Here is a 22,857-nt window from a genome sequence, read left to right on the forward strand (position 1 = left end):
TCCATGACTCTTTTGCACAGAAAAACAGCGACCGCGCAGCGCGGTTTTACCCTGATCGAAATCATGGTCGTGGTGGTGATCATCGGCATCCTCGGCGCGATTGTCGTTCCGCAATTCATGAGCCGGCCGGATCAGGCGAAAACCACCGCGGCGAAGATCGACATTCAGGCGATCGCCACGGCGCTGGAGATGTATCGCCTCGACAACGCGCGGTATCCGACCACGCAGCAGGGGCTGGAAGCGTTGGTGAAACGCCCGAGCGGCACCCCGGCGGCGCGCAACTGGAATCCTGCGGGATATCTGAAAAGTCTGGCGCGCGATCCGTGGGGCACGCCTTATCAATACCTCAACCCCGGCACCCGTGCGGTGGGTGGCGGTTATGACTTGTATTCGCTGGGCTCCGATGGCGTCAGCGGCGGTGAAGGTCACGCAGCGGATATCGGCAACTGGGCCATCGATTGATGCGCCAACGCTGCCGGGGTTTCACCTTGCTGGAGTTGATGGTGGTCATGGTGCTGATCGGCGTGCTGCTGGGTTTGGTCAGCGTGGTGGGCGGGAGCAATCCGGCGCAAGTGGCGCGGCAGGAGGCGAGCCGGATTGCGCGGGTGATCGAGCAGTTTCGCGAACGGGCGGTGCTGGAAGGGCGGGAGTTTGGTGTGGGTTTCAGCCTGGAGGGTTATCGCGTTCTGCAGCTTGGCGAGCAAGGTTGGTTGCCGTTGGTGGCTTTGCAAACATGGCCGCCGGAGCTGCAGCCGCGACTTGCCGTGGAAGGCCTGCCGGTACGCTTGGCGAGCAGCGCAGAAATGCCGCAATTGCTGATTCTCAGCAGCGATGAAATCAGCGCTTTTACTTTGCAGTTGGCAAGCCGCGAGCGAGTTTGGGCGGGTTTGTCTTCGGACGGTTTGAGCGAGGTCTCGCTTGATGAGTGAACGACTGCTGATCAAGCGCATGCGAGGTTTCACGTTGCTGGAAGTCATGGTTGCGCTGGCGGTTTTTGCCGTACTCGCAGCGGCGATATTGTCCGCGAGCCGCTACGTGGTGCAGCAGAGTGGTGCGGCTGAGCAACGGTTGTTTGCCGCGTGGCTGGCGGATAACCATTTGAACGAACTGCGCCTGCAACACACGTGGGTCGCCGGACAACAGCAGCAGATCGTGCACATGGATCGCCGCGAATGGCGGTTACGTCAGCATCTGCGCGAGGTCGATGTATCGGGGCTGTTCACGGTGGAGCTGGAAGTCAGTCTCGCCGACAGCAATCAACCGTTGTATCGCACAACTGCACGGTTGCAGGGCCGCCATGAATAGCCAGCGTGGTTTCACCCTGCTGGAACTGGTGATCGCGATGGCGATTTTTGCCGTACTCGGTCTCGCCAGTTGGCGCCTGTTCGACAGCGTGGTGCGCGTGCAACAGACGACGGCGAGTCATGAGCGCGCTTTCAGAAGTCTGCAACGCGCGGTGGCGGTGATCGAGCGCGATCTGCTGCACATCACCGAACAGCCGGTGGTGTTGAATGCCGGGCAACTGAGCGTGCAACGCAGTAACTGGCGCAATCCGCTGGATCAACCGCGCAGCGAACGTCAGGAGCTGACGTATCACTTGCTCGGCGACGTGTTGTGGCGCGAGAGCCGTGCCGAGGGCTCGCTGACCGTGCAGCGGAAGAAGTTGTTGGAGGATGTGGTCGATCTGCGCTGGCGGCTGCTTGATGATTCTGCGATGGAGTTTCAGCTCTCGACCCGACGTTATGAGGGCATTCGCCGGGTGCTGCTGTTGCCGGGAGCCTTGCCATGAAACACCGGCAACAGGGATTGGCGCTGATCAGTGTGATGCTGGTGTTGAGCCTCGCTTTGCTGATCACCAGCGGCCTATTGCGCAGTCATCGACTGGCCTTGCAGAGCAGCGCGCAACAGCTGCAAACCTTGCATTTGCGTCAGTGGGCGATGGAAGGGGAAATCTGGGCGCTACGGCGTTTGCATAAGTCTTTTGTGGAGCAGCAGAACCACGCCGAGATGCTCCGCGACTGGCCGCAAATCACTCCTGAACCGGGCAGCGAAGACGCGCAAGTCGAGGTGCAGATCGAAGACCTGTCGGCGCGTTTCAATCTCAATGCATTGCTGCATCAAGGGCAGATCGATGCGGTGACGCTTGAGCGCTGGGCGCGATTACTCGAATTGCTGGAGCTGCCCGCGCTGCGACCTGATCGGGTCGGATTGTTATCCGAGGTGAGCCAATTGCGACTGCTGCCGGGTTTCGATGCGGCAACGTTACTGCGTCTGGAACCGTGGGTAGCGCTGCTGCCCACGGATGCGACGCTGAATATCAACACGGTACCGGCGCTGTTGCTGCACGTGCTTGAGATCGAACCGGACATAGCTGACGCCCTCGTTCACCAGCGTTCGACAACCTCATGGCACAGCGTTCAAGCCTTCAGCGCCGACCCGTTAATCGCCGATACCGGAATCAATACCCATGGACTCGGCGTCGACAGTCGCTGGCATCGCATCACCGTGCGCGTGGTGCAAGAGCAGCATGTGTTGACGCTGAGCACTGACGTCGAGTTCGTCGAAAAATCCGCCCAGCTGAAAGTCCTGCAACGTCGTTTACTTTCCTCCCGCGGCCTCGAGATAACGCAATGAAAAACTGGCTTTACCTGACCGCCGAAGGGCTTGCAGACCTGTCGACTGACTGGCCGTGTTGCCTGTGGTCGCACACCGGCCAACGCCAATCGATGCCGCTGCATCAAGCCGCACAAGTACTGCGCGGACAAAAAATCGACCTGTTACTGCCCATCGAATCCTGCAGTTGGCTGCGTAGCGAACCCTGGCCCGGGCGCCGTGCGCCCGCCGCGCAGGCGCTGGCATTTGCTGTGGAAGAGCAGCTCGGCGAAGCGCTCGATACTGTGCATCTGAGCATTGGCAAAGCGGACGGAGAGCGACGGTATCCGCTGATGGTCATCGCTCGTGAGCGCCTGGCCGCCGTGTTGTCGCTGCTCGGTGAAAGTGGTCTGCAAGTGCGCTCGGTGTTTGTCGATGCCGACTTGTTGCCCACGCATCAGCCGATCGGCACCCGCTGGTTCGGACGCTGGTTGCTGGGCGGGGGGTTGCCGGCGCGGCTCGCAGTGACGGAGGAAGGTTTGGTCGCGCTGAACGGCGTGTTGCCCGAGGACATGGTTTGGGTCGATGAGCCGGATGAACAGGCATTGCTGGCGGAAGGTTTTCGACAAGCGATCAATCTGCGTCATGGCGAGTTTGCGCCACGGCATTCGCCGTTGTCTTGGCGTTCGCTGGCGGCGGTGCTGCTGACCTTTTTGTTGCTGGGCGTAGGCGCCAGCGAAACGCGGTTCCGTTTCCTTGACGGCGAAAACCGGCGTCTCGCCGAGCACAATGAACAGCGCTTCAAAACGCTGTATCCACAGCATGGGCAAATCGTCGATCTGACCGCGCAGATGCGGGCGATTCAGAGTTTGCCAGCGCAGTCTCGCGACACTCAGGTTGCGGCGCTGGTCAGGTTGATCGAGCAGGTGATTGGCGCGAGTCAGGTTGAGGTCAAACGCATCGATTTTGCCGAGGTCGATGGCTGGAAAGTGCAACTGACGGCCAACAGTTTTGCCGAGCTTGAGCAGTTGCGTGAACGCGGGCATCAGCAAGGTCTGGCGATAAAAGTCGAGGGCGCAAGCAAGATAGGCGATCGGGTGACGGCGACACTGACGTGGGAGGCGGGCGTATGAAGTCTGATGATTACGTTCAGCGTTGGCGGCGTTTGTCGCGCCGTGAGCGTGGGTTGATTCTGCTGCTGATGGCGGGGTTGCTCGGTGGTGCGGTGTTTACCTGGATCTGGCAACCAAGCGTGCAACGGCTGGAAGCGCTCGAGCGCCAACATCGTCAGCAACAGGCTTTTGCAATTCAACTGGATCGCACTCAGCCACCAAGCAGTTCGGCGTTCGACGCGACTCAGCCGTTGTCGTTAAGGATCAGCGAAAGCCTCGCCTCGACCGGGCTTGAGGTGCAGCAAATGGACAGCGATAACGAGCAGATCCGTCTGACCCTCAGTGGCCCGCCCGAGCCATTGTTGCTCTGGCTGGACAGGCTTGAACGTGACGGCGTGGTGCTGCAATCGCTGAGCCTGGAGCCGCGCGACAATCTGCTGGAAGCGCGGCTACAGCTCAGATAGTCGCGCCATTCAGGGGCGGTAGTTTCGCCAGTTTCAATGCCACCAACAGTGCGACCAGCAACAACGCGCCGATGAATAAACCGATGCCGTTCCAGCCACCAAGGTGCCAGAACACCCCGCCTGCGGTGCCGGCGATACTCGAGCCGGCGTAGTAGCTGAACAGGTACAGCGACGACGCCTGGCCTTTGGCTTTGAGCGCGCGGCGGCCGATCCAGCTGCTGGCCACCGAGTGCGCACCGAAGAAACCGAAAGTGAAAATCAGCATGCCGACAATCACCAGCGGCAACGGCGTGAACAACGTCAGTGCGAGGCCGACGAACATCAGCGCAATGGTCGCCCAGAGCACTTTGCGACGGCCAAGTTTGTCGGCCAGCGAACCGATTTTCGCCGAGCTGTAGATGCCCGACAGGTACACCACCGAGAGCAAACCCACAAAGACTTGATCAAGGTTGTACGGCGCCGCCAGCAAGCGATAACCGATGTAGTTGAACAGCGTGACAAACGCGCCCATCAACACGAACGCTTCGAGAAACAGCAGCGGCAAACCGGCATCGCGAAAGTGCATGGTAAAGCCGTCGAGCAGGCTGCGCGGGTGCAGCGAACGTGAACGGAAATTGCGCGACTCCGGAAGAATCTTCCAGAACACCGCTGCGGCAATCATCGCCAGACCGCCGATCACCAGCATCGCCGTGTGCCAGCTGACGAAGTCGATCAACACGCCGGTGATCAAGCGCCCGCTCATCCCGCCTATCGCGTTGCCGCCGATGTACAAACCCATCGCCAGGCCGATGTGCTGCGGGTGAATCTCTTCGCTCAGATAAGTCATCGCAACGGCGGCCAAACCGCTCAGCGACAGGCCGATCAGTGCGCGCATGATCAACACGCCTTCCCAACTCGGCATCATTGCACTGGCCATGGTGCAAATCGCGGCGGCGAAAAGCGCAGTCACCATCACCGGTTTGCGCCCGACCCGATCAGAAATCGGCCCGGTGATCAGCAGACCGATGGCGAGCATGCCGGTGGCGACCGAGAGGATCAGGCTGCTCTGCGCGGCGTTGATCGAATATTCGTGGGACAGCAGCGGCATCATCGGCTGCACGCAATACAACAGCGCAAAGGTCGCGAAGCCGCCGCTGAACAGCGCCAGCACCGTGCGCATGAACATCGGCGTGCCTTTCTCGATGTAGATCTCTTGCAGCTCTGCGACGACATCGTCCGCTGCGGCAGGCGGAACTTCATGGGCTAGGGGCGCGACAGCAGTTTTCACTTCAGACCTCGGAGGGCACAGCCAGGCAGGCAATGAAAAAATCATATAGCTGGCTAATGTTTCTATCCAATATATTGTTCGACCTGTTTGATAGCTTTTACGACCTAATGGGGTTTTCATGGAATTGCGTCATCTGCGCTACTTCATCGCCGTCGCCGAAGAACTGCACTTTGGCCGCGCCGCACAGGTGTTGGGCATCTCGCAGCCGCCGCTGAGTCAGCAGATTCAGGCGCTGGAACAGGAAGTCGGCGCGCGGCTGTTCGAACGTACCAATCGTCGGGTCGAACTGAGCGAGGCCGGGAGATTGTTTCTCGAAGAGGCGCGGCTGGTGCTGGCGCAGGTCGATAAGGCTGCGGATGTTGCCCGACGTGCACAACTCGGTGAACTGGGCGAATTGAAGATTGGCTTCACCTCGTCGGCACCGTTCAACTCGACGATTCCGCAGGCGATTTTTTCCTTTCGTCAGCGTTTTCCGGCAGTGCACCTGAACCTGCGCGAGATGAGCAGCACGATGGTTGCCGATGCGTTGGTCGATGAGTCGATTGAAGTCGGCATCATGCGCCCGCTCGGATTGCCGGATTCGCTGAGCGTGGTCGAGTTGATGCGCGAACCATTGGTCGCGGTGCTCAGTTCAAAGCATCCACTGGCGCAGGGCTCGGAGGAGGGTTTGTTTTTGGCCGCATTGGCGCACGAGCCATTCGTGTTCTTTCCGCGCAGTTACGGCAGTGGTCTATATGCGCAGTTATTGAGCCTGGCGCGTGACGCGGGGTTCAGCCCGCACTTTGCGCAAGAGGCGGGGGAGGCGATGACCATCATTGGCCTGGTGGCGGCGGGGTTGGGCGTGTCGGTGATGCCAGCGTCGTACCAGCGCATGCGCATTGACGGTGTGGTCTATCGGCCGTTGCTCGACCCGGAAGCGGTGACGGCGGTGTGGCTGGTGCAGCGCAAGGATCAGAAGTCGCCGATGGCCAAAGCGTTTGTTGAACTGCTGACGCGTAAGGTTGAGTCCGCTTAAAAGATCGCAGCCCTGTAGGAGCTGCCGCAGGCTGCGATCTTTTGATCTTGCCGTTAAGGCAACCGCACCAAATCCCCCTTCAACGCCACCCGTGTCACAAAAATCCCCGCCCGACACTCATAAGTATTCAAATCCTTGCGCACATGCTGGTCGTAATAACTGACGATATTGGTCACCGCGTTCGCCCCGACCCGCTTGGCATCGGCCTGCAGCTTGATCAGATTCGACTGCAACACCCACTCGCAGGAATCATGATCACTCTTGTTGAAACCGTTGGTGCTCAAATCACTGACCACACCCCGGCGCAGCAACTGCTGAGTGCCCTGCGGCCCATTACCGACCAGATAAAACTTCACACTGCCATCCAGCCGCCCGGCGCGAATCGCATCCGAAAGCACGGTTTCGAACGGCATGTACATGAGGTTGGTGGCATGGCTGGCGCTGGGCAGCAGGCCGAAAAGCGCGGCGGCGATCATGGCTTTCACTTGCATGGTCATCTCCTTGACGATGAAAGAGAACCGCGAGTGCTCGATCAACCGGGCCCGCCGTTCTGGCAGGCGCGATGTATCGGCCTGCGAGAACGAGTGTAGATGCTGAAGGAGCGCTGTGCCCCCTGTGGCGAGGGAGCTTGCTCCCGCTGGGGTACGAAGTGGCCCTGAATCCTGCGCTCGCGGTTCTTCAGTTAGTCCGCGTCAGCAGGTTTTGCGACTGCTGCGCAGCCGAGCGGGAGCAAGCGCCCTCGCCACAGTCGAGTAATACTCGATATCGATTTCGGACTACACGATGTCAGTGCGTTGCCTTCAACAGTTTCGGAATCAGATATCTTGTGTGCATTGCTGGTCGGGGTTCAAACTTGAACGGTTCAGTCAGTATTTCCCGCAAGGGGCTTGTGAGACTCTGAGGATCCTGGGTATCCAGCCATCGCAGAGCCAGACAGGTAACAGGCCATGACAAGCCAACCTGTTTGTGGAAGGGCGCCGAAAGACGCCCTTTGTCGTTTCTACGGATACATCAATCAACGCCAGCGAGGTCGCCATGTGAATAGTGCGGCGGCGATCATGGCGTTCAGTTGCATGATTATCCTCTTTGACTAGGAAAGAGAACTGCGATTATTGTCGGATCAGGGGGTTACCTATCAATAGGACTGCCTCGGTTAGCAGCCGTGAACGCGTATTCAGCACGTAGTTGATCTCGCCGTGTGATTTGCTCAGGAGTAAGAGCCTTAGCTTGTTCTGGAGTCAGCTTTAAAAGTTGTTCGTCAGTATAAGTTGTCATGATGATCACCAAGTTGTGGACGAAGTATGCTGCTCCAGCATCGTCCGCCTGGTGGTACAACTTGAAACCTGTAAGAACTAACAGTTTTTTAGACGCTTTTACGATATCCGTAATTCGCAATGACACGAAATTCCCAATGCACCCAGTCCCCTGTGGCGAGGGGATTTATCCCCGTCCGGCGGCGCAGCCGTCGTAAAACCAGAGAACTCGGTACGTCTGATGCTCCGAGTTCTCAGGTTTTGGGGCCGCTACGCGACCCATCGGGACGGTGCGACGTTTCGCTAAATCCCCTCGCCACAGGACTGCATTCATTCAGCCATTCAGTCACTCAGTCAGCTAGTCGACGTGAGCAAGGTCACCCCTCAACGCCACGCTCGACACCACTATCCCCGCACGGCACTGAAACTTCTCGGTGTCTTTGTACAGATCCCGCTGATCCACGCTGGCGATGTTGATCACCGCATTGGCGTCGGCTTTTTTCGCGGCGTTCTGCAGGGTGGCCAGTGCCGATTGCAGGGCCCAGAAGCAGGCGTCTTCGTCGGATTTGTTTGAGCCGTTGGTTTTGCGGCTGCTGCTCACGGTGTCGAGTTTTCGCACTTGCTTGGGCAGGGTTTCGCCGGCCAGGTAGAACTTCACGCTGCCGTCGAGCAGGCCGGCGTCGGTGGCGCGTTTGACGCCTTCACGGAAGCTCAGGTAAGTCGGTTCGTCAGCGCCTTGTTTGATGATGCCAAGGTTGTTGACCGCTTCGATGTCCGGGTTGATCGACAGCTCTTTGAGCACGTTGTCGCGCAGCCGGTTGACCCAGCGGTTGTAGTTGCCGTGGATCTTGCCTTCCTTGGCGTCGAGGCCGTAGCTGCTGCGGTAGTCGATTTCGAACGAGGTCGGGGTAAACGGGATATCGACTTCGGCGTGATGGCGACCGCGTACGGTGATCGCCGCTTTGATCATGCCCGGGCGCACCGATTGCACCACCCATTGACGATCGTTCAGCGCGGTGACGATGGCGCGGCTCATCTGTTGCTGAGTGAAACCGAGGTTCGGCGAAAACTCTTCTTTAGCGTTGTACACCGGTTTGCTGGTGCAACCGCCGAGCACAAAGGCCAGGGCCAGCAGTGCGGCGATGCGGTGAAACTGAGTCATTCCTTCTACTCCAAACGTGTTGCGGTCAGTGCCAGCGGCGGAAAATCAACGAGGTGTTGACGCCACCAAAAGCGAAATTGTTGTTCATCACGAACTCGTGGTGCATCTGGCGGAATTCGCCGCGCAGGTAATCGAGCTTGCCGCAGTGCGGATCGACCTCGTCGAGGTTGAGCGTGTGCACGTACTGATCGCGGTTGAGCATTTCGATGCTGAACCACGACTCCAGCGCCCCGCAGGCCCCCAGCGTGTGACCGAGGAAACTTTTCTGCGAGCTGATCGGCATGCGTTCGCCGAACAAACTGCTGGTCGCCAGTGTTTCGGCAATATCGCCCTGTTCTGTAGCGGTACCGTGACCATTTACATAACCGATGGCGTCCGGCGTCAGCCCGGCGTCTTCCAGCGCCAGCTCCATGGCGCGGCGCATGGTCACTTGCTCGGGGCGGGTGGTGTGCTGGCCGTCGGCGTTGCTGCCGAAACCGACGATCTCGGCGTGGATGTGCGCACCGCGTGCGAGGGCGTGTTCCAGTTCCTCAAGCACCAGCATGCCGCCGCCCTCACCGATCACCAGACCGTCGCGGCCCTTGTCATACGGGCGCGGACTGGTCTGCGGTGCATCGTTTTTCAGGCTGGTGGCGTAGAGCGCGTCGAAGACCATCGCTTCGGTCGGGCAAAGTTCTTCGGCACCGCCGGCGAGCATCAGCGGCAGGCGTCCGAACTTGATCGCCTCGTAGGCATAACCGATGCCCTGACTGCCGCTGGTGCAGGCGCTGGACGTCGGGATCAGGCGCCCGGTGAGGCCGAAGAAGATGCTGATATTCGCGGCGGTGGTGTGCGGCATCATCCGCACGTAAGAGTTGGCATTGAGCCCCTCGGCCACCGAGTTGAGCAGCATGTTGCCGAACGCTTTGATCTCGTCGGTGCTGCCGGTCGACGAGCCGCAAGCGACGCCCATCCGGCCGTCCTTGATGATTGCGTCGCCGAGCAAGCCAGCATCGGCCAAGGCTTTTTCCGCCGCGCCGACCGCCAGTCGCGAAACCCGGCCCATGCTGCGCAGCTGCTTGCGCGTCCAGTGCGCCGGCACGACGAAATCATCGATTGGCCCGGCCAGACGCGTGTTGAGTTCGCTGAAGCGATCCCACTCGTCCATCCGGCGAATGCCGCTGCGGTTGGCCGCGAAATTACCGGCGATGGTCTGCCAGTCGCTGCCCAGCGAAGTGATGCCGGCCATGCCGGTGACGACGACGCGCTTCATCAGCACAAGCCTCCGTTGACCGCCAAGACCTGGCGGGTGATGTACGAGGCTTCCGCCGACATCAGGAAATTCACCGCACTGGCCACCTCTTCCGGGGTGCCCATGCGTTGCGCGGGGATCATTTTCATCAGTTCTTCCAGCGGCACGTTTTCGTCGAGCATCGCCGTATCGATCAGGCCCGGCGCGACACAGTTAACGGTGATTTTGCGCTTGCCCAGCTCGATCGCCAACGCCTTTGCAGCGCCGATCACGCCAGCCTTGGAGGCACTGTAATTGACCTGGCCACGGTTGCCGATCAGCCCCGACACCGAGGTGATGCAGACAATGCGACCGGCGGCGCGGCGGCGGATCATCGGCATCATCACCGGGTGCAGAACATTGTAGAAACCGTCGAGGTTGGTGCGCAGCACCACGTCCCAATCATCATCGCTCAGCGCCGGGAACGCGCCGTCGCGGGTCAGCCCGGCATTCAGCACCACGCCGTAATAGGCGCCGTGGGTTTCGACGTCGGCTTCGAGAATGGCTTTGCAGGTTTCGCGGTCGGCGACGTCGAATTGCAGGATGCGCGCCTTACGCCCCAGCGCTTCGATTTCAGCCTGAACGCCTTGCGCCTCGATCACGCCGCTGCGGCAATGCAAGACGATGTCGTGCCCGGCCTGCGCGAGGCGCAAGGCAATGGCGCGGCCGATGCCACGGCTGGAGCCGGTGACCAGTACGGATTCAGTCATCGTTCGACTCCTTTGTCTGTTGCAGATATTGAGTGGCTTCGGGCGGGCGAAACACGTTGAGCCGGGCGCTGGCATGAATGCCGTCGCCGTGGATGTGGCATTCGAAGACGCCCATGCCGTTGTCGTCTTCCAGCGAGCGCAGGCCATGAATAGTCAGCTCGGTGCCGGCAGGAAACGCTTCGACATTGCACTCGAATTTGCGTGTGCCGAGCAGAAAACCCAGCTCCACCGGATTACCTTTTTGTCGCGCGTGGCAACCGGCAAACGCGGCGACGCTTTGCGCCATCAGTTCGACGCCGACCCACGCCGGCAGGCTGCCGTCGGGCAGGTTGAACAGGCCTTCGGACTTGACCGTCAGGCGGGTAAAAATCTGTTCATCGTCGAAGCGCTCGATGCTGTCGATCAGAATCATATCGCCGGCATGGGGCAGCAGTTCGGCGAGCGGCCAGTCGGTCATGGGGCGTCTCCGAGAATCAGGCTGACGTTGTTGCCGCCGAAGGCAAACGAGTTGCTCATCAGGTAGCGGGGAGCAATGGACGTCAGGCGTTCGCGGGCGGTCACCCACTTCAGCGCTGGCAGCGCGGGATCGGCATGATCGTCCCAGACGTGCGGCGGCAACGCGTGATCAGGGTTGTCGGCGCTCAGGCTCAGCCAGCAAAACGCCGCTTCCAGCGCACCGGCTGCGCCGAGGGTGTGGCCGGTCATCGGTTTGGTCGACGAACAGGCGACGCCTTCGGGAAAAAGCGTGGCGACGGCCAGACTTTCCATGGCGTCGTTGTGTTGGGTGGCGGTGCCGTGCAGGTTCAGATAGCTGATTTGCGAGGTTTGCAAATGCGCGCGGCTCAGGGCTTTGCGCATCGCTTGCAGGGCGCCGCGACCGCTCGGCTCCGGCGCGGAAATATGGTACGCGTCCGAGCTGGCGCCGGCGCCGAGCAGGGCGATCGACGGGCCGTCGTGAGCCTGTTTGCTCATGACGAACAACACCGCCGCTTCGCCGATGTTGATGCCGTTGCGGTTGGCCGAAAACGGATTGCAGCGTTCGTCCGACACCGCTTCCAGCGACGAAAAACCGTTCAACGTCAGCTTGCACAAACTGTCGACGCCGCCGCACAACACCGCGTCGCACAAGCCCAGATCAAGCAGACGCTGGGCGCTCATCAAGGCGCGGGCACTGGAGGTGCAAGCGGTGGAAATCACGTAAGCCGGGCCGCTCAGTTGCAGCCAGTCGGCGAGAAAATTTGCTGGCGCGCCGAGTTCCTGCTGACGGTAATCGTATTCGGCCGGGAACTGCTGCTCACGAATGTAGTGCGCCAGGCCACGGCTGGCCTCGTCGATGCCCGAGGTGCTGGTGCCGAGCACCACACCGATGCGGTCGCGGCCGTAGGTCTGGATCGCTTGATCGATGTCATCGCGAATCTGCAGTGCCGCTTCCAGCAACAACTGATTGTTGCGGCTGCTTTGATCGGCGAGTGCTGGCGGGATCGGCGCCAGTTCACCGTGTACGGCGGCCACCGGCAATTCACGCTCCGCCACCCAGCCGGATTCGCGGCGCATGCCCGAGCAGTCGCCGGCGAACAGGTTGCGCGCGACTTCGGCCTTGTCGCGACCCAGCGCGCAAATCACGCCGAGGGCATTCAGGTAAGCGGTCATGGCGTCGATTCACCGAGCGGAGAAACGCGATAGTGCGGGCCTTGGGGCAGGTTCAATTCGAAGCTCAACGGTTGTGAATAACGGATGTCCCAGCGCGCAGGCAGGGAACGTTGCCCGGTCTGCTGTTGGGCAGAAGGGTAATTGCGCAACAGCTCGGCGGACGGGGTCAGGGCGAACAATAGCGCGGCGAACAGCTCGCGGGCCTCCGGGTTCGGCGGCAGCAGACCATCGGCCTGCCAGCGACCGTCGATCAATTGCTGACGCGCCTGAGGAATACCCAGCGGATCCATCATCGACCAGCGAATACCGGGGCCTTCGCGCTGGATCACCAGCAGCCAGTCCTGGCGTTGCTCGGCTTGTTGGCGTTCGATGTGCAGTTGCAACGGCAGCGGCAACGTCGGGTTGCCCGCCGGCAGCGGCGCCTGGCTGGCGCAGGCACTTAACAGCAATACAACGCCGATCATCACCAGTCGCAGCGCTGCGGTCACTGTGGGAGCGAGCTTGCTCGCGAATGCGGTCTCACATTCAACAGTTCTGGTGACTGACACATCGCCTTCGCGAGCAAGCTCGCTCCCACAGGTTATTGGTAGCATCAGGAAGCCTCTGCCAATGGCTTACGCGCGACACAGTTCACCAGCGTTTCCTCTCGCTGCCCAAACGGTTTCGGTTTGCGCACCCCAAACCGCTCCAGCAAGCCAAAATCCTTCGACCGGCTCCACCACAAATACGGGTACGACACATTGCGCTCGGCAAACTCAAACCCTTGCCCGCGAATCATCTCTAAATACTGCGCCGCACTCTTCTGCACATGCATCGGATGGCGGAACAACCAGCGAATCACCCACGTATCAATGTAAGCCTCGGTCGATTCGGCAAATAGCAGATAACCGCCCGGTTTCAACACGCGATAAAACTCGGCCAGCGCTTTTTCCTGTTCAACCAGATGATGGAACGTCTGATGGCAGAACAGCAGATCAACACTCGCGTCCGGCACATTCAGCGTCGCGCAGTCGCTGCCGATCAGCTCAACATCGAGGCCCAGACGCGCCGCCTCTTCGCCGCTCAACTCCAGGCTGTGCGGATCGGCGTCAACACCGATCAAACGCTGCGGCGCGAAGGTCTGGCGCAGGTGGCCGAACGACTTGCCCTGACCGCAACCGGCGTCGAGCAGCACCGGATGCTCCGGCAGCGCTTCGCTGAACAGTCCGCGCAAATCATTGATCGCCACGCGCAACACATGGTGCTGCCAGGTGTGGCTGCGCAGGAACCAGAAACCGAAGCGGGTTTCCTCGACGTAGCTGTCGCTCAAGTAATTCATGTGGCGTCCTTTGCACAGAGTTCGGAAATCATCTTCAAGCGGCGGCGGGCTTCGCTGACGAACGGGTTGCGTTCGTCCCAGGCGTAACCGGCGAGGATCGAGCTGATCATGCGGCGGATGTCGGCCTGGCTGTCTTCATAAAAAATCACGTCCTGAAAGGTGCCGGCGTACCAGCCCTCGACGTAGCAGCGGAACGTGTCGACGCCGCGTTTCAGCGGTTCGGCGAACTCGCGTTGCCAGTCGACCGCCTCGCCTTGCAACTGACGGTGCAGCACGGCTGCGGCCATGCTCGCCGAACGCATGGCGATGGTCACGCCGGATGAGAACACCGGGTCGAGAAATTCGGCGGCATTGCCGAGCAAGGCAAAACCCGGCCCGTGCAGGGTTTTCACATTCGCCGCGTAGCCGCCGAGGGTGCGCGCCGGGGTGTCCCACACCGCATTGTTCAGCACGCCGGCAAGGCTTGGGGTCTCAGCGATGAAGCTGCGCAGGCAGGCGTCGAGATCGCTGTCACGGCCCTTGAAGTGTGCTTCGGCCGCGACCACACCCACCGAGCAGCGGCCGTTGCTGAACGGGATCGTCCAGAACCACACATCGCGATGTTCGGGATGGGTGGTGACGAGGATTTTTTCGCGGTCGAAGGCCGGGTTGTCGATGTGATCTTCGACGTGGGTAAACACCGCTTGGCGCACCGGAAAATTCGACGGTGCTTCCAGATCCAGCAGTCGCGACAGCACACGGCCGTAGCCGCTGGCATCTAGGACGAAATCCGCTTCGACGCGGTATTCACGGCCGTCCTCGCGACGCACGTCGAGTTGCGGTTTCGGCCGGTCAAAATCGACGCTGACGATGGCATCGCCGTAACGGATTTCCACACCTTGCAGCGCGGCTTGGTCGGCCAGCAACTTGTCGAAGTCGGCGCGCTGCACCTGGAACGTGGTGGGCTTGCCGTTGGTAAAGGTGTCGCCAAAGTCGAAAGCGCTGTAGCGCTCGCCCCAGGCGAAAGCAGCGCCGGTTTTACGCTGGAATCCAGCGGCATTCACTGCGTCCAGCATGCCGGCCTCTTCGACAAAATCGAGGCAGTGGCACAGCAGGCTTTCGCCGATGGAGAAGCGCGGAAAGTGCTGGCGTTCGATCACCAGCACATCGTGGCCCTGGCGTTTGAGCAGGGCAGCAGCGATGGCGCCGGACGGGCCGGCGCCGATGATCACGACCTGACGGGATTCCATTTCAACGATTGGCACGTGAACTCCGGGGCAGGTGGTTTTTGATGTCCAGCGGTGCACGGTGCAGGCCGATCAGCGCCGGCAGCAGCGTCGCCATCAGGCCCATCAGCATCAGCGCGAAGTACAGCGCCGGGGTGATGAGCTGTTGTTGCAAGAGCAAATTGAGAAAGACGATCTCGCTCAGGCCGCGAATGTTCAGCAGTACGCTTTCACGCCAGCGGCTGGCGCCTTCAAACGAGGCGCCGGCCCAGCCGAGGCCGAGCCAGTTGCCGAGCAGTTTACTGGCAATCGGCAACAGCAGCAGCGCCGCCCATTGCAGCGGGCCGAGGCTGGCGAGGGCGCTGTGCACGTCGATCTGCACAATGCCAAAGGTGAGGATCAGCGGGATCGCGATCCACGTCTGCAAACGGTTCATCCAGCGCGCCGGCAACGGCAGCACCAACGGGATTTCCAGCGCGGCCATGCACAGCAAATAACCGATGCCGAAAATCAGCGCGTTGAGTTTGTAATGCTCGGCCATCACCAGCAGGGCGAAGAAACCGAGGCTGTAGGTCAACGGTCGGCGCACGCCGAACAGGCGCAGCACCAACGGCACACCAGCGAGCGCCAGCGGTAGTAACAGACTGCTCAGATGCAGACTGCCTTGGGCGAGGCCGAACAGCGTCCAGCAAGTCAGATCGATGAGGATCGCGGTTTGCACCAGACGCCGGGTGGCGGCGGGCGGGTAATCGATGTGGCGCAAGTACAGGTACAGCACCGGAATCGCAGTAATTGCGAACACCAGGCCGATCGCCAGCGAGTTGAGCCACGGTTGCGCCGGCAGCAGCCAGTAAGCCGCTGCCAGCCCGCAGACGAATGGCACGAGGAAACTCGGCAGGGCGATTTTCACGCTCTGGCGATCGAGTTTCAGATCGATCACATCGCTGAGGATATGCCCGAGCAGCAAGGCAAAACTCAGGCTGTAGAGGTTTTTCAGCCACTCCGGCGCGATCAGTTCCGCACCGCTCAATTGCCAGCCCGGTTCGATCCAGAAGTACATCAGCAGCGGCAGGCCGAAGCTCGCCAGCAGCAACTGGCTGACAATCGGGATCAGGCCGAAATATCGACCGACACGGGTCGCGACGGCGAACAGCGCCAAGGCCAGCAGCCAAAAGCCGGCGACCATCACGCTGCCGACTCCGCGACCGTTGCCGTGTGGGCGTGACGCCCGGCCCACGGTGCGAGCATGAAACTGAAGGCCAGCCCAAGGCTGACCGACAAACCGAAATTGCTCACCGCCGGGGTGCTGGAGACCGCGAGCAAACCGAACGACAGCCACGTCGTCAGCGCCGCCAGCAAGGTGCCGAGCAGGCTCACCGCGGCGCCGCCAACCTGTTCACGCATAAGGATCGCGTAGTCGACGCTGATCGCCGTCACCAGCAGCAGGCCGAACAGGCTGAACAGGGTCAGCGGCTGACCAAGCCAGCCAAGACTGGCCAGACTGCACAGCGCCGCGAGCAAGGGCAGGGCAACGATGCGCAGCGCACCGCCGAGGCCGAACGGCAGCATTAGCACCAGCACGATCAATGCGCAGGAGGCGAGTTTCAGCTCCGCGGCGCTGATCTGCGTGGCGGCGAAAACGTCGTTCAATTCACCGAGGCGATCGACCAGTTGCACCCCCGGCAGATCCAGCGCCTGCACGCGCAACAGCGCCGGATTGTTCAGGCCTTGCAGGCTGGTCATCGCCGCCACGCCGTCTTCGGTCGGGCCGAGCCAGAGCGTGCGATAAGGTTCGCCGAGCGGGCCGGCAAGGGCGGTGTCGATATCTTCCGCTGGCACGGTTTGCAGCTGTTGCAGCTCGCTTTGCAGCGCAGCGAGCGGCACGCCGAGGTCGAGCAGCGGCTGCCAGTATTGCGGCAGTTGGTTCAGCGCCTGGCGGACTTTTTCCTGCTCGCTCGGCGGGCTGACCAGTTGATCGAGGGCCAGATAGCCTTGCAGCTTGTCGAGGTTGACCAGTTGCTCGAGACGCTCGCTCAGCGCTGCCTGACGCTCGAGCAATTGCTGCTGATTGGCGGCGCGTACGAGGAAAAACTGGCTGGTCGGCTGATAACCGGTGATGCGCGCGATGGTCTGCGCCTCATCGGTCAGACGCTGCGGCGCGCCAACCCATTGGCGTATGTCGTTCTTGCTTTGCAGCTGCACCAGACCGCCAACACAGAAGGCGATCAACAGCGCCAACAGCACTGGCGTGCGCACGCGTTCGAGGAGTTTTTCACGCAGTGTGATCAAGCGCTCAGCGAGCGTCAGCGGCCACTGCGCTGGACGCAATTCGAGGTTGTTGAGCAGCGCCGGCAGCAGGCACACCGCTGACAGATAAGCACCGAGCAACCCGGCCGCAGAGAACACGGCGATTTGCGTCAGCGCCGGGAACGGTGTCCACGCCAGCGCCAGATAACCGATGGCGCTGGTGATCAGGCTCAAGGTCAGCCCGGACAAGGTCAGGCGCAAGGCTGGCCAACTGCGCCACGGCTTCAGACTCCAGCTCTTCGACAGGTAGTGCAGCGGATAATCCACCGCCACGCCGATCAGACTGGAGCCGAGCACCAGCGTCATCACATGCATATGACCGAACAGCGCCACGCACGCGACGGCACCGAAAAGCATGCCGATCAACACCGGCACAAATGCCAGCAGCACACGCCAGCGCCGAAACGCCAGCAGCAGCAACAGCAGAATGCCGACCGTTGCACCGCCGCCTACCCAGGTCATTTCGCGCGTCGCTTGCTGCTGACCGTTGGCCGCGTAAAGCAGACCGCTGGCGGCCAGCAATTGCACGTCATTTGTCGCCGCTTGTTCACGGCTGTGCTGCAGCAGATCCGCGACTTTCAGCGGCAGGTTCATGTCAAACGCATCGCCAGTGGTGCGCGCGCGCAGCAGCACCCAGCTCTTGCCGTCGGCATCGGCAATCAACGCGCCGCTGCCGATGTCGAGTTGCACCGAACCGTGTTGCGGCTGGCTGTTCTGGATACGCCCGGTCAGGCCCAGCCAATCGTCCGGACTCGGCACCAGGCTGAAACCGCTGAACGGATCGAACAGCGCCTGCACTCGCTGATGAATAAACACATCGGGATGTTCGGTGAGCAGTTGCTGATCGTCCGCCGAGAGCATCGCCAGGCGTCCTTGCAACAACTGCGTGCGCAGCGCCGGCAGATCCGCTTGCAGGTTCCACTGCACTTTCTCGAACAGACCGCTGGCCTGCCATTGCTCGCCGAGCTTCTGCGCCATGTTGACCGCTTGCTGGCGATCGGCGTGGCCGACCAGCACCAGCATTTCGCGATTCAACGGTTCCTGCATACGCTGTTCGGCGCGCAGTTCGAGGGCGTCCGGGTTAGTGCCGGGCACCAGCTCCATCAGGTTCGCCGACAGCGGCGCACCGTCGCGCCACTGCCAACCGGCCAGCGCAACAACAGCGAGCAGCAGCATCAGAAACAGCCAGGGCAGCCTGCGTTCACTCGGCAAAGTCATGTTGCTCCGTGTCGCTCAGCGGTTGGGCGGCGCTGCTGTCCTGCATGCGCAGCACGGTGCTGTCGCCCTGGGTTTCCAGCAGTTCGATGGTTTGCACCAAGGCGCCACCGTCGATATTGATTTGTTTGAACACTTGCTTGAGCAGCAGCGAACGCGGGGTCAGTGACAGTTTCCACTGCTGCGCATCGCCGCTCAGGGCCAGTTCGAAATCCCGTTGCAGGCCGCTGCTGTCACCTTGCAGCACCGCGAGAAACAGCCGGTTCTGATCGGCGCCGGCGCTCTTGTTTGGCAGCATTTGCCAGCCATTATCGTCGCGGCGGGCGATGCCGTTGGCGGTGATGCGGTAGTCCTGCTGCAGCGGGGTTTTCAGTAGCCAGAGCAGGCCGTGATTCTTCGCCAGCACAAAACTGCCCTTGCTGAGCAGCGGTTGCGGCAGGGCGCGCAGGTGTTTTTCCTGAATGAACTGGCCGTGGATCACGTCCGGTTTCGCCAGTTGTTCGCTGAGTTGTTGCAGGTCGAAGGCGTTGGCCAGCGCTGACATGGTCAGCAGCGCCACTACGCTCAGGCTTTTCACAAAAACATTCATCGCAGCATCCTTTCCACGGCGTCGGTGAAGACTTTCGGTGAAGCCAGCTGCATTTCGCGGCTGCTGACTTCGACGGCGACCTGCACCGAGCTGGCGCGGGTCAGGCGTTCGCCGCTGTGCAGGTCGGTGATCAGGTAATTGATCTTCAGACGGTTTTCCCACTCGACCAGACTGGCGCGCACATTCAGGCGCTGACCAAACACCGCGCCACGGACGTAGCGCAGTTGCAGGTCGATGATCGGCCAGGCGAAACCGGACTCGACCATGTGCGTGTAGTTATGGCCGATTTTGTCCAGCAGCGCACAACGCGCGACTTCCAGATACTTGACGTAATGCCCGTGCCAAACCACGTGCATGGTGTCGACGTCAAAAAACGGCACAAGGATTTCAGTGTCGGCGTGAAGCACTCCGGCGCTACGCATGCAGCCTCCAGTGTTGAGCGGCGATGCGTTGCAGGCACAGGCGCAGTTCGCCTTCCAGTGCGCGGTCTTCAATGACCGGCGGGAAGTCTTTGGCCAACTCTTCGTGCATTGCCGCCAACGACGGTGGCAGCGGTCGTGCGTCTTCGGCCTGACCGCGCAGCCATACACCTTGATTGGCGGCGAGCAGAGTCGCGGCGGCGACTTGTTCGGTCAGCTCCAGCACGCGAATCGCATCGCGGGCGGCGATGGTGCCCATGCTCACTTTGTCTTGGTTATGGCACTCAGTGGAACGTGAGAACACGCTGGCCGGCATGGTGTTTTTCAGCGCTTCGGCGGTCCAGGCGCTGGTGCCGATCTGCACGGCTTTGAAGCCGTGGTTGATCATCGCCCGATCTGCCGGGGCGCCGGACAGGTTGCTCGGCAAACCGTGGTTGTAACGTTCGTCGACCAACAAGGCGAGTTGCCGGTCGAGCAGATCGGCGACGTTGGCCACGAGGTTTTTCAGGCTGTCCATGGCGAACGCGATGTGGCCGCCGTAGAAGTGCCCGCCGTGCAAAACGCGCTCGGCTTCGGCGTCGATGATCGGGTTGTCGTTAGCGCTGTTCAGTTCGATTTCAATGAACGAACGCAGCCAGTTCAGGCTGTCGGCCAACACGCCGAGCACGTGCGGGGCGCAGCGCAGCGAGTAGCGATCCTGCAAGCGATGCAGTGGCGCCGTCGGTGCGTCGATCGCCAGATCCTTGCGCAGCCACGCGGCAACCTGCATTTGTCCCGGATGCGGTTTGGCGGCGAACAGACGTTCGTCGAAATGCTCCGGATTGCCTTGCAGCGCGACGACGTTGAGCGCGGTGATCCGTGTGGCCAGTTGCAGCAGATAATCGGCGCGGGCGAAGGCGAGGCAGGCGAGGCCGGTCATCACGGCGGTGCCGTTCATCAGCGCCAAGGCTTCTTTCGGGCGCAGCACCAAAGGTGTCCAGCCGAGTTCGCGATGCACATCGGCGGCCTGACGGCGCTCGCCACGGAACATCACTTCACGCTCGCCGGAAAGTGTCGCGGCAACGTAGGACAGCGGCGTCAGATCGCCGCTGGCGCCGACCGAACCTTCTTCAGGAATCAGCGGCAAAATGTCGTATTCGAGAAACGCGTGCAGACGCTCGAGCAGTTCCACGCGCACCCCGGAAACGCCGTGACACAACGACTGCAAACGCGCCGCCAACACCGCGCGGGTTGCTTGCGCGTCGAGCAGTTTGCCGAGGCCGCAACCGTGGAACGTGTAGAGATGACGCGGCAACGCTTCGACGTGATGCAGCGGCACCGCGACCACGCAGGAATCGCCGTAACCGGTGGTCACGCCGTAGATCACGCCTTCCTTGTCCAGCAGCGAATCGAGGAATCGCGCGCCTTTGGCGATGCGCTCGCGATACTCAGGGTCGCTCTGCAACTGCACGGGCGCCTGACGATTGGCCAGGGCCAGCACGTCTTCGATGCGCAAAGGGCGTTCGCCGAAGGTTACCGGCTCATGGGTTGGCGTCGTCATCGGTCTTCCAGAAAGGGTAAAAGTTGAACCATTGGCGCGGTGCTTCGAGGCAATAGTGACTCAGGCGCTGGGCATAGCGGGTGGCCCACTGATGAATGACCTGCTCGCGCTCGCTGCGCTTCCAGGTTACCGCGTCGGCGAACGGTTCGAGGGTCAGGCGATAGTGACCGTCCGCTTGTTTCAGGCACATCAGCAGATTGACCGGGCATTTCAGCAGGCCGGCCAGCAGCCACGGGCCTTGCGGAAACGGCGCCGGGTGACCGAGAAAATCCACGGTCACACTGCGCCCTCCGTGCAGCGGCACGCGGTCGCCGGCAATCGCCAGCCACTCGCCGCGCTCAAGACGTTCGTGCAGTTGCAGCATGATCACCGGGTCGAGTTCGCTGACCTGAATCAGGCGCAGATTGGTCGCTCCAGCCTCGCCCAGCAAACGGTTGAATTGCTCGGCGTGCTTGGTGTGCACCAGCACGTTCATGGTGACCTTTTCGCCGATCTCCGCCAGTGCGCGGCAGACTTCGAGATTGCCCAGATGCGCGCCGACCAGCAGTTGCCCGCGTGTGCCGCGCAACTGATTACGCAGCAGGGCCGGGTCGATGATTTCGATCTGTTCAATGCTGAGCTTGCCGTTCCACACGTCGAGTTTGTCGAGCATGGAGTCGGCGAACGCCATGAACTGACTGAACACGCGCCAGTGGCTTGGGCGCAAGTCATCGCGCTGGCTCCACTCGGCCAGACGTTGCTGGAATTGCCAGGCACTGCGCCGCGCGGTGCGACCGAACAGGAAAAAGTACAAAACGATGCCGTAGAGCAACGGGCTGAGCAGGCGTCGACCGAGGACTTTGGCGGCGAACGCGGTGAATTTCATCAGCAGGAAGCTGCCGCGTTCTTCGCGGTCGGCCCAGTGCTTCTTGTCGGTTTCGCCGGTCATGCGCGCCACCGTCGCCAGAGGATCACCGGGAAACGCAGCAACATGCCGAAGAACAGCCGTGTGTGCATGCTCGAAATCAGCGCGTTGTCGTGGAACAGGCGGAAGTGCGACACGCCGTCGAGCGGGTAATGCACGCTGGTTTGCAGCCAGCGCATCGGCTGATTCCGCCACGCCAGGCGGACGAGAATATCCGAGTCGAAATCCATGCGTTTGCCGACTTTTCTTGAGTCGATCACCGCCAGCGTCGGGGTCAGCGGATAGACGCGAAAGCCGCACATCGAGTCGCGGATTTGCAGCGACAGCGTATTGATCCACACCATGACGTGGGTCAGGTAGCGCGCGTACAACCGGCCCTTGGGCACGCTGTCGTCGAACAGCGGATAGCCGCAGATCATGGCGTTGGGATGTGCGCGGGATTCTTCAACGAAGCGGGCAACGTCGTGTAAGTCGTGCTGGCCGTCGGCGTCGACCTGCAAGGCATGGGTGAAACCCAGCAGCGCGGCTTCACGCAGACCGGTCATCACCGCACCGCCCTTGCCTTGGTTGGCGGTCAGGCGCACCAGATGCACGTTGTCGCGTTCGGCCAGAGCATCGAGGACTTTTGCGCAGGAGGGCTTGCTGGCGTCGTCGACCAGAATGCATGGCAGATCTTGCGCAAGCAGAGCATCGACCACGGTGCCTATCGCAGATTCGTGGTTATAAACCGGGATCACGGCGCAAGGGTTATGCATGAATCACATCCCCTTTGTGGCGAGGGAGCTTGCTCCCGCTCGAGTGCGCAGCGCTCGCCTTCGATTGGCTGCCAACAATTTTTGGGGCTGCTTCGCAGCCCAGCGGGAGC

25 protein-coding genes are annotated in these 22,857 nt (G+C 61.2%); 8 read left to right on the plus strand and 17 right to left on the minus strand.

Going from position 1 to position 22,857, the window contains the following annotated elements; translation table 11 throughout:
• The first annotated feature begins 3 nt into the window (after nucleotides 1-3).
• Genes gspG through gspM form a run of 7 tightly spaced genes read left to right on the plus strand, consistent with a single transcriptional unit; the run spans nucleotide 4 to nucleotide 4,168 of the window.
• A complete protein-coding gene (gene gspG, locus AD669_RS01700; protein ID WP_053116662.1) occupies nucleotides 4-462 on the plus strand; it encodes a type II secretion system major pseudopilin GspG in 459 nt (152 codons plus the stop codon).
• Complete coding sequence (gspH, locus tag AD669_RS01705) at nucleotides 462-929, plus strand: type II secretion system minor pseudopilin GspH (protein ID WP_053116663.1); 468 nt, start codon at nucleotides 462-464, stop codon at nucleotides 927-929. Before gspG ends, gspH begins: the two co-directional genes overlap by 1 nt.
• Nucleotides 922-1,305 carry a type II secretion system minor pseudopilin GspI gene (gene gspI / locus AD669_RS01710; RefSeq protein ID WP_082341377.1) on the plus strand — a complete coding sequence of 128 codons (384 nt, stop codon included), beginning with the start codon at nucleotides 922-924 and terminating at the stop codon, nucleotides 1,303-1,305. Before gspH ends, gspI begins: the two co-directional genes overlap by 8 nt.
• Complete coding sequence (locus AD669_RS01715; RefSeq protein ID WP_053116664.1) at nucleotides 1,298-1,789, plus strand: prepilin-type N-terminal cleavage/methylation domain-containing protein; 492 nt, start codon at nucleotides 1,298-1,300, stop codon at nucleotides 1,787-1,789. Before gspI ends, AD669_RS01715 begins: the two co-directional genes overlap by 8 nt.
• Complete coding sequence (locus AD669_RS01720) at nucleotides 1,786-2,634, plus strand: type II secretion system protein GspK (protein ID WP_053116665.1); 849 nt, start codon at nucleotides 1,786-1,788, stop codon at nucleotides 2,632-2,634. Before AD669_RS01715 ends, AD669_RS01720 begins: the two co-directional genes overlap by 4 nt.
• Entirely contained in the window at nucleotides 2,631-3,725 is a 1,095-nt protein-coding gene (gspL, locus tag AD669_RS01725; RefSeq protein WP_053116666.1) for a type II secretion system protein GspL, read from the plus strand. Before AD669_RS01720 ends, gspL begins: the two co-directional genes overlap by 4 nt.
• Complete coding sequence (gene gspM / locus AD669_RS01730; RefSeq protein ID WP_053116667.1) at nucleotides 3,722-4,168, plus strand: type II secretion system protein GspM; 447 nt, start codon at nucleotides 3,722-3,724, stop codon at nucleotides 4,166-4,168. Before gspL ends, gspM begins: the two co-directional genes overlap by 4 nt.
• On the opposite strand, the gene AD669_RS01735 is transcribed toward gspM, so the two are convergent.
• Nucleotides 4,161-5,435, minus strand: coding sequence for an MFS transporter (locus AD669_RS01735; RefSeq protein WP_053116668.1), 1,275 nt, complete (start codon nucleotides 5,433-5,435; stop codon nucleotides 4,161-4,163). The genes gspM and AD669_RS01735 overlap by 8 nt on opposite strands.
• 118 nt (nucleotides 5,436-5,553) lie before the next feature.
• Between AD669_RS01735 and AD669_RS01740 the strand changes: the two genes are divergently transcribed.
• Nucleotides 5,554-6,450, plus strand: a complete 897-nt coding sequence (locus tag AD669_RS01740) for a LysR family transcriptional regulator (protein ID WP_053116669.1) — start codon at nucleotides 5,554-5,556, stop codon at nucleotides 6,448-6,450.
• 53 nt (nucleotides 6,451-6,503) lie between these two features.
• Here the strand turns inward: AD669_RS01740 and AD669_RS01745 are convergent, their stop codons facing one another.
• The 16 genes from AD669_RS01745 to AD669_RS01820 form a co-directional block, all read right to left on the minus strand.
• The gene (locus tag AD669_RS01745) at nucleotides 6,504-6,941 is read right to left on the minus strand and encodes a hypothetical protein (protein ID WP_053116670.1); all 438 of its coding nucleotides are present in this window, start codon (nucleotides 6,939-6,941) and stop codon (nucleotides 6,504-6,506) included.
• A 1,120-nt stretch (nucleotides 6,942-8,061) separates the two neighbouring features.
• Nucleotides 8,062-8,865, minus strand: coding sequence for a hypothetical protein (locus AD669_RS01750; RefSeq protein WP_053116671.1), 804 nt, complete (start codon nucleotides 8,863-8,865; stop codon nucleotides 8,062-8,064).
• 25 nt (nucleotides 8,866-8,890) lie between these two features.
• A complete protein-coding gene (locus AD669_RS01755; RefSeq protein ID WP_053116672.1) occupies nucleotides 8,891-10,117 on the minus strand; it encodes a beta-ketoacyl-ACP synthase in 1,227 nt (408 codons plus the stop codon).
• Entirely contained in the window at nucleotides 10,117-10,845 is a 729-nt protein-coding gene (gene fabG / locus AD669_RS01760; RefSeq protein WP_053116673.1) for a 3-oxoacyl-ACP reductase FabG, read from the minus strand. Before fabG ends, AD669_RS01755 begins: the two co-directional genes overlap by 1 nt.
• On the minus strand, nucleotides 10,838-11,302 hold the full coding sequence (locus tag AD669_RS01765; RefSeq protein WP_053116674.1) for a hotdog family protein: 465 nt from the start codon (nucleotides 11,300-11,302) through the stop codon (nucleotides 10,838-10,840). The genes fabG and AD669_RS01765 overlap by 8 nt, the downstream gene beginning before the upstream one ends.
• Nucleotides 11,299-12,495 carry a beta-ketoacyl-[acyl-carrier-protein] synthase family protein gene (locus AD669_RS01770; protein ID WP_053116675.1) on the minus strand — a complete coding sequence of 399 codons (1,197 nt, stop codon included), beginning with the start codon at nucleotides 12,493-12,495 and terminating at the stop codon, nucleotides 11,299-11,301. The genes AD669_RS01765 and AD669_RS01770 overlap by 4 nt, the downstream gene beginning before the upstream one ends.
• Nucleotides 12,492-13,088, minus strand: coding sequence for a hypothetical protein (locus AD669_RS01775; RefSeq protein ID WP_172680064.1), 597 nt, complete (start codon nucleotides 13,086-13,088; stop codon nucleotides 12,492-12,494). Before AD669_RS01775 ends, AD669_RS01770 begins: the two co-directional genes overlap by 4 nt.
• Nucleotides 13,088-13,813 carry a class I SAM-dependent methyltransferase gene (locus AD669_RS01780; RefSeq protein ID WP_053116676.1) on the minus strand — a complete coding sequence of 242 codons (726 nt, stop codon included), beginning with the start codon at nucleotides 13,811-13,813 and terminating at the stop codon, nucleotides 13,088-13,090. The genes AD669_RS01775 and AD669_RS01780 overlap by 1 nt, the downstream gene beginning before the upstream one ends.
• Entirely contained in the window at nucleotides 13,810-15,057 is a 1,248-nt protein-coding gene (locus tag AD669_RS01785; RefSeq protein WP_053116677.1) for an NAD(P)/FAD-dependent oxidoreductase, read from the minus strand. The genes AD669_RS01780 and AD669_RS01785 overlap by 4 nt, the downstream gene beginning before the upstream one ends.
• Nucleotides 15,044-16,207, minus strand: a complete 1,164-nt coding sequence (locus AD669_RS01790; protein ID WP_053116678.1) for a hypothetical protein — start codon at nucleotides 16,205-16,207, stop codon at nucleotides 15,044-15,046. Before AD669_RS01790 ends, AD669_RS01785 begins: the two co-directional genes overlap by 14 nt.
• Nucleotides 16,204-18,543, minus strand: a complete 2,340-nt coding sequence (locus tag AD669_RS01795) for an MMPL family transporter (protein WP_053116679.1) — start codon at nucleotides 18,541-18,543, stop codon at nucleotides 16,204-16,206. The genes AD669_RS01790 and AD669_RS01795 overlap by 4 nt, the downstream gene beginning before the upstream one ends.
• On the minus strand, nucleotides 18,527-19,129 hold the full coding sequence (locus tag AD669_RS01800) for an outer membrane lipoprotein carrier protein LolA (protein WP_053116680.1): 603 nt from the start codon (nucleotides 19,127-19,129) through the stop codon (nucleotides 18,527-18,529). The genes AD669_RS01795 and AD669_RS01800 overlap by 17 nt, the downstream gene beginning before the upstream one ends.
• Nucleotides 19,126-19,551, minus strand: coding sequence for a thioesterase family protein (locus AD669_RS01805; RefSeq protein WP_016983876.1), 426 nt, complete (start codon nucleotides 19,549-19,551; stop codon nucleotides 19,126-19,128). The genes AD669_RS01800 and AD669_RS01805 overlap by 4 nt, the downstream gene beginning before the upstream one ends.
• The gene (hutH, locus tag AD669_RS01810; RefSeq protein WP_053116681.1) at nucleotides 19,544-21,088 is read right to left on the minus strand and encodes a histidine ammonia-lyase; all 1,545 of its coding nucleotides are present in this window, start codon (nucleotides 21,086-21,088) and stop codon (nucleotides 19,544-19,546) included. Before hutH ends, AD669_RS01805 begins: the two co-directional genes overlap by 8 nt.
• Entirely contained in the window at nucleotides 21,069-22,016 is a 948-nt protein-coding gene (locus AD669_RS01815) for a glycosyl transferase (protein ID WP_053116682.1), read from the minus strand. Before AD669_RS01815 ends, hutH begins: the two co-directional genes overlap by 20 nt.
• Nucleotides 22,013-22,747, minus strand: a complete 735-nt coding sequence (locus tag AD669_RS01820) for a glycosyltransferase family 2 protein (RefSeq protein ID WP_053116683.1) — start codon at nucleotides 22,745-22,747, stop codon at nucleotides 22,013-22,015. Before AD669_RS01820 ends, AD669_RS01815 begins: the two co-directional genes overlap by 4 nt.
• Nucleotides 22,748-22,857: the final 110 nt, after the last annotated feature.

This window comes from Pseudomonas sp. P1.31 (assembly GCF_001269815.1).
Taxonomy (GTDB): domain Bacteria; phylum Pseudomonadota; class Gammaproteobacteria; order Pseudomonadales; family Pseudomonadaceae; genus Aquipseudomonas; species Aquipseudomonas rustica.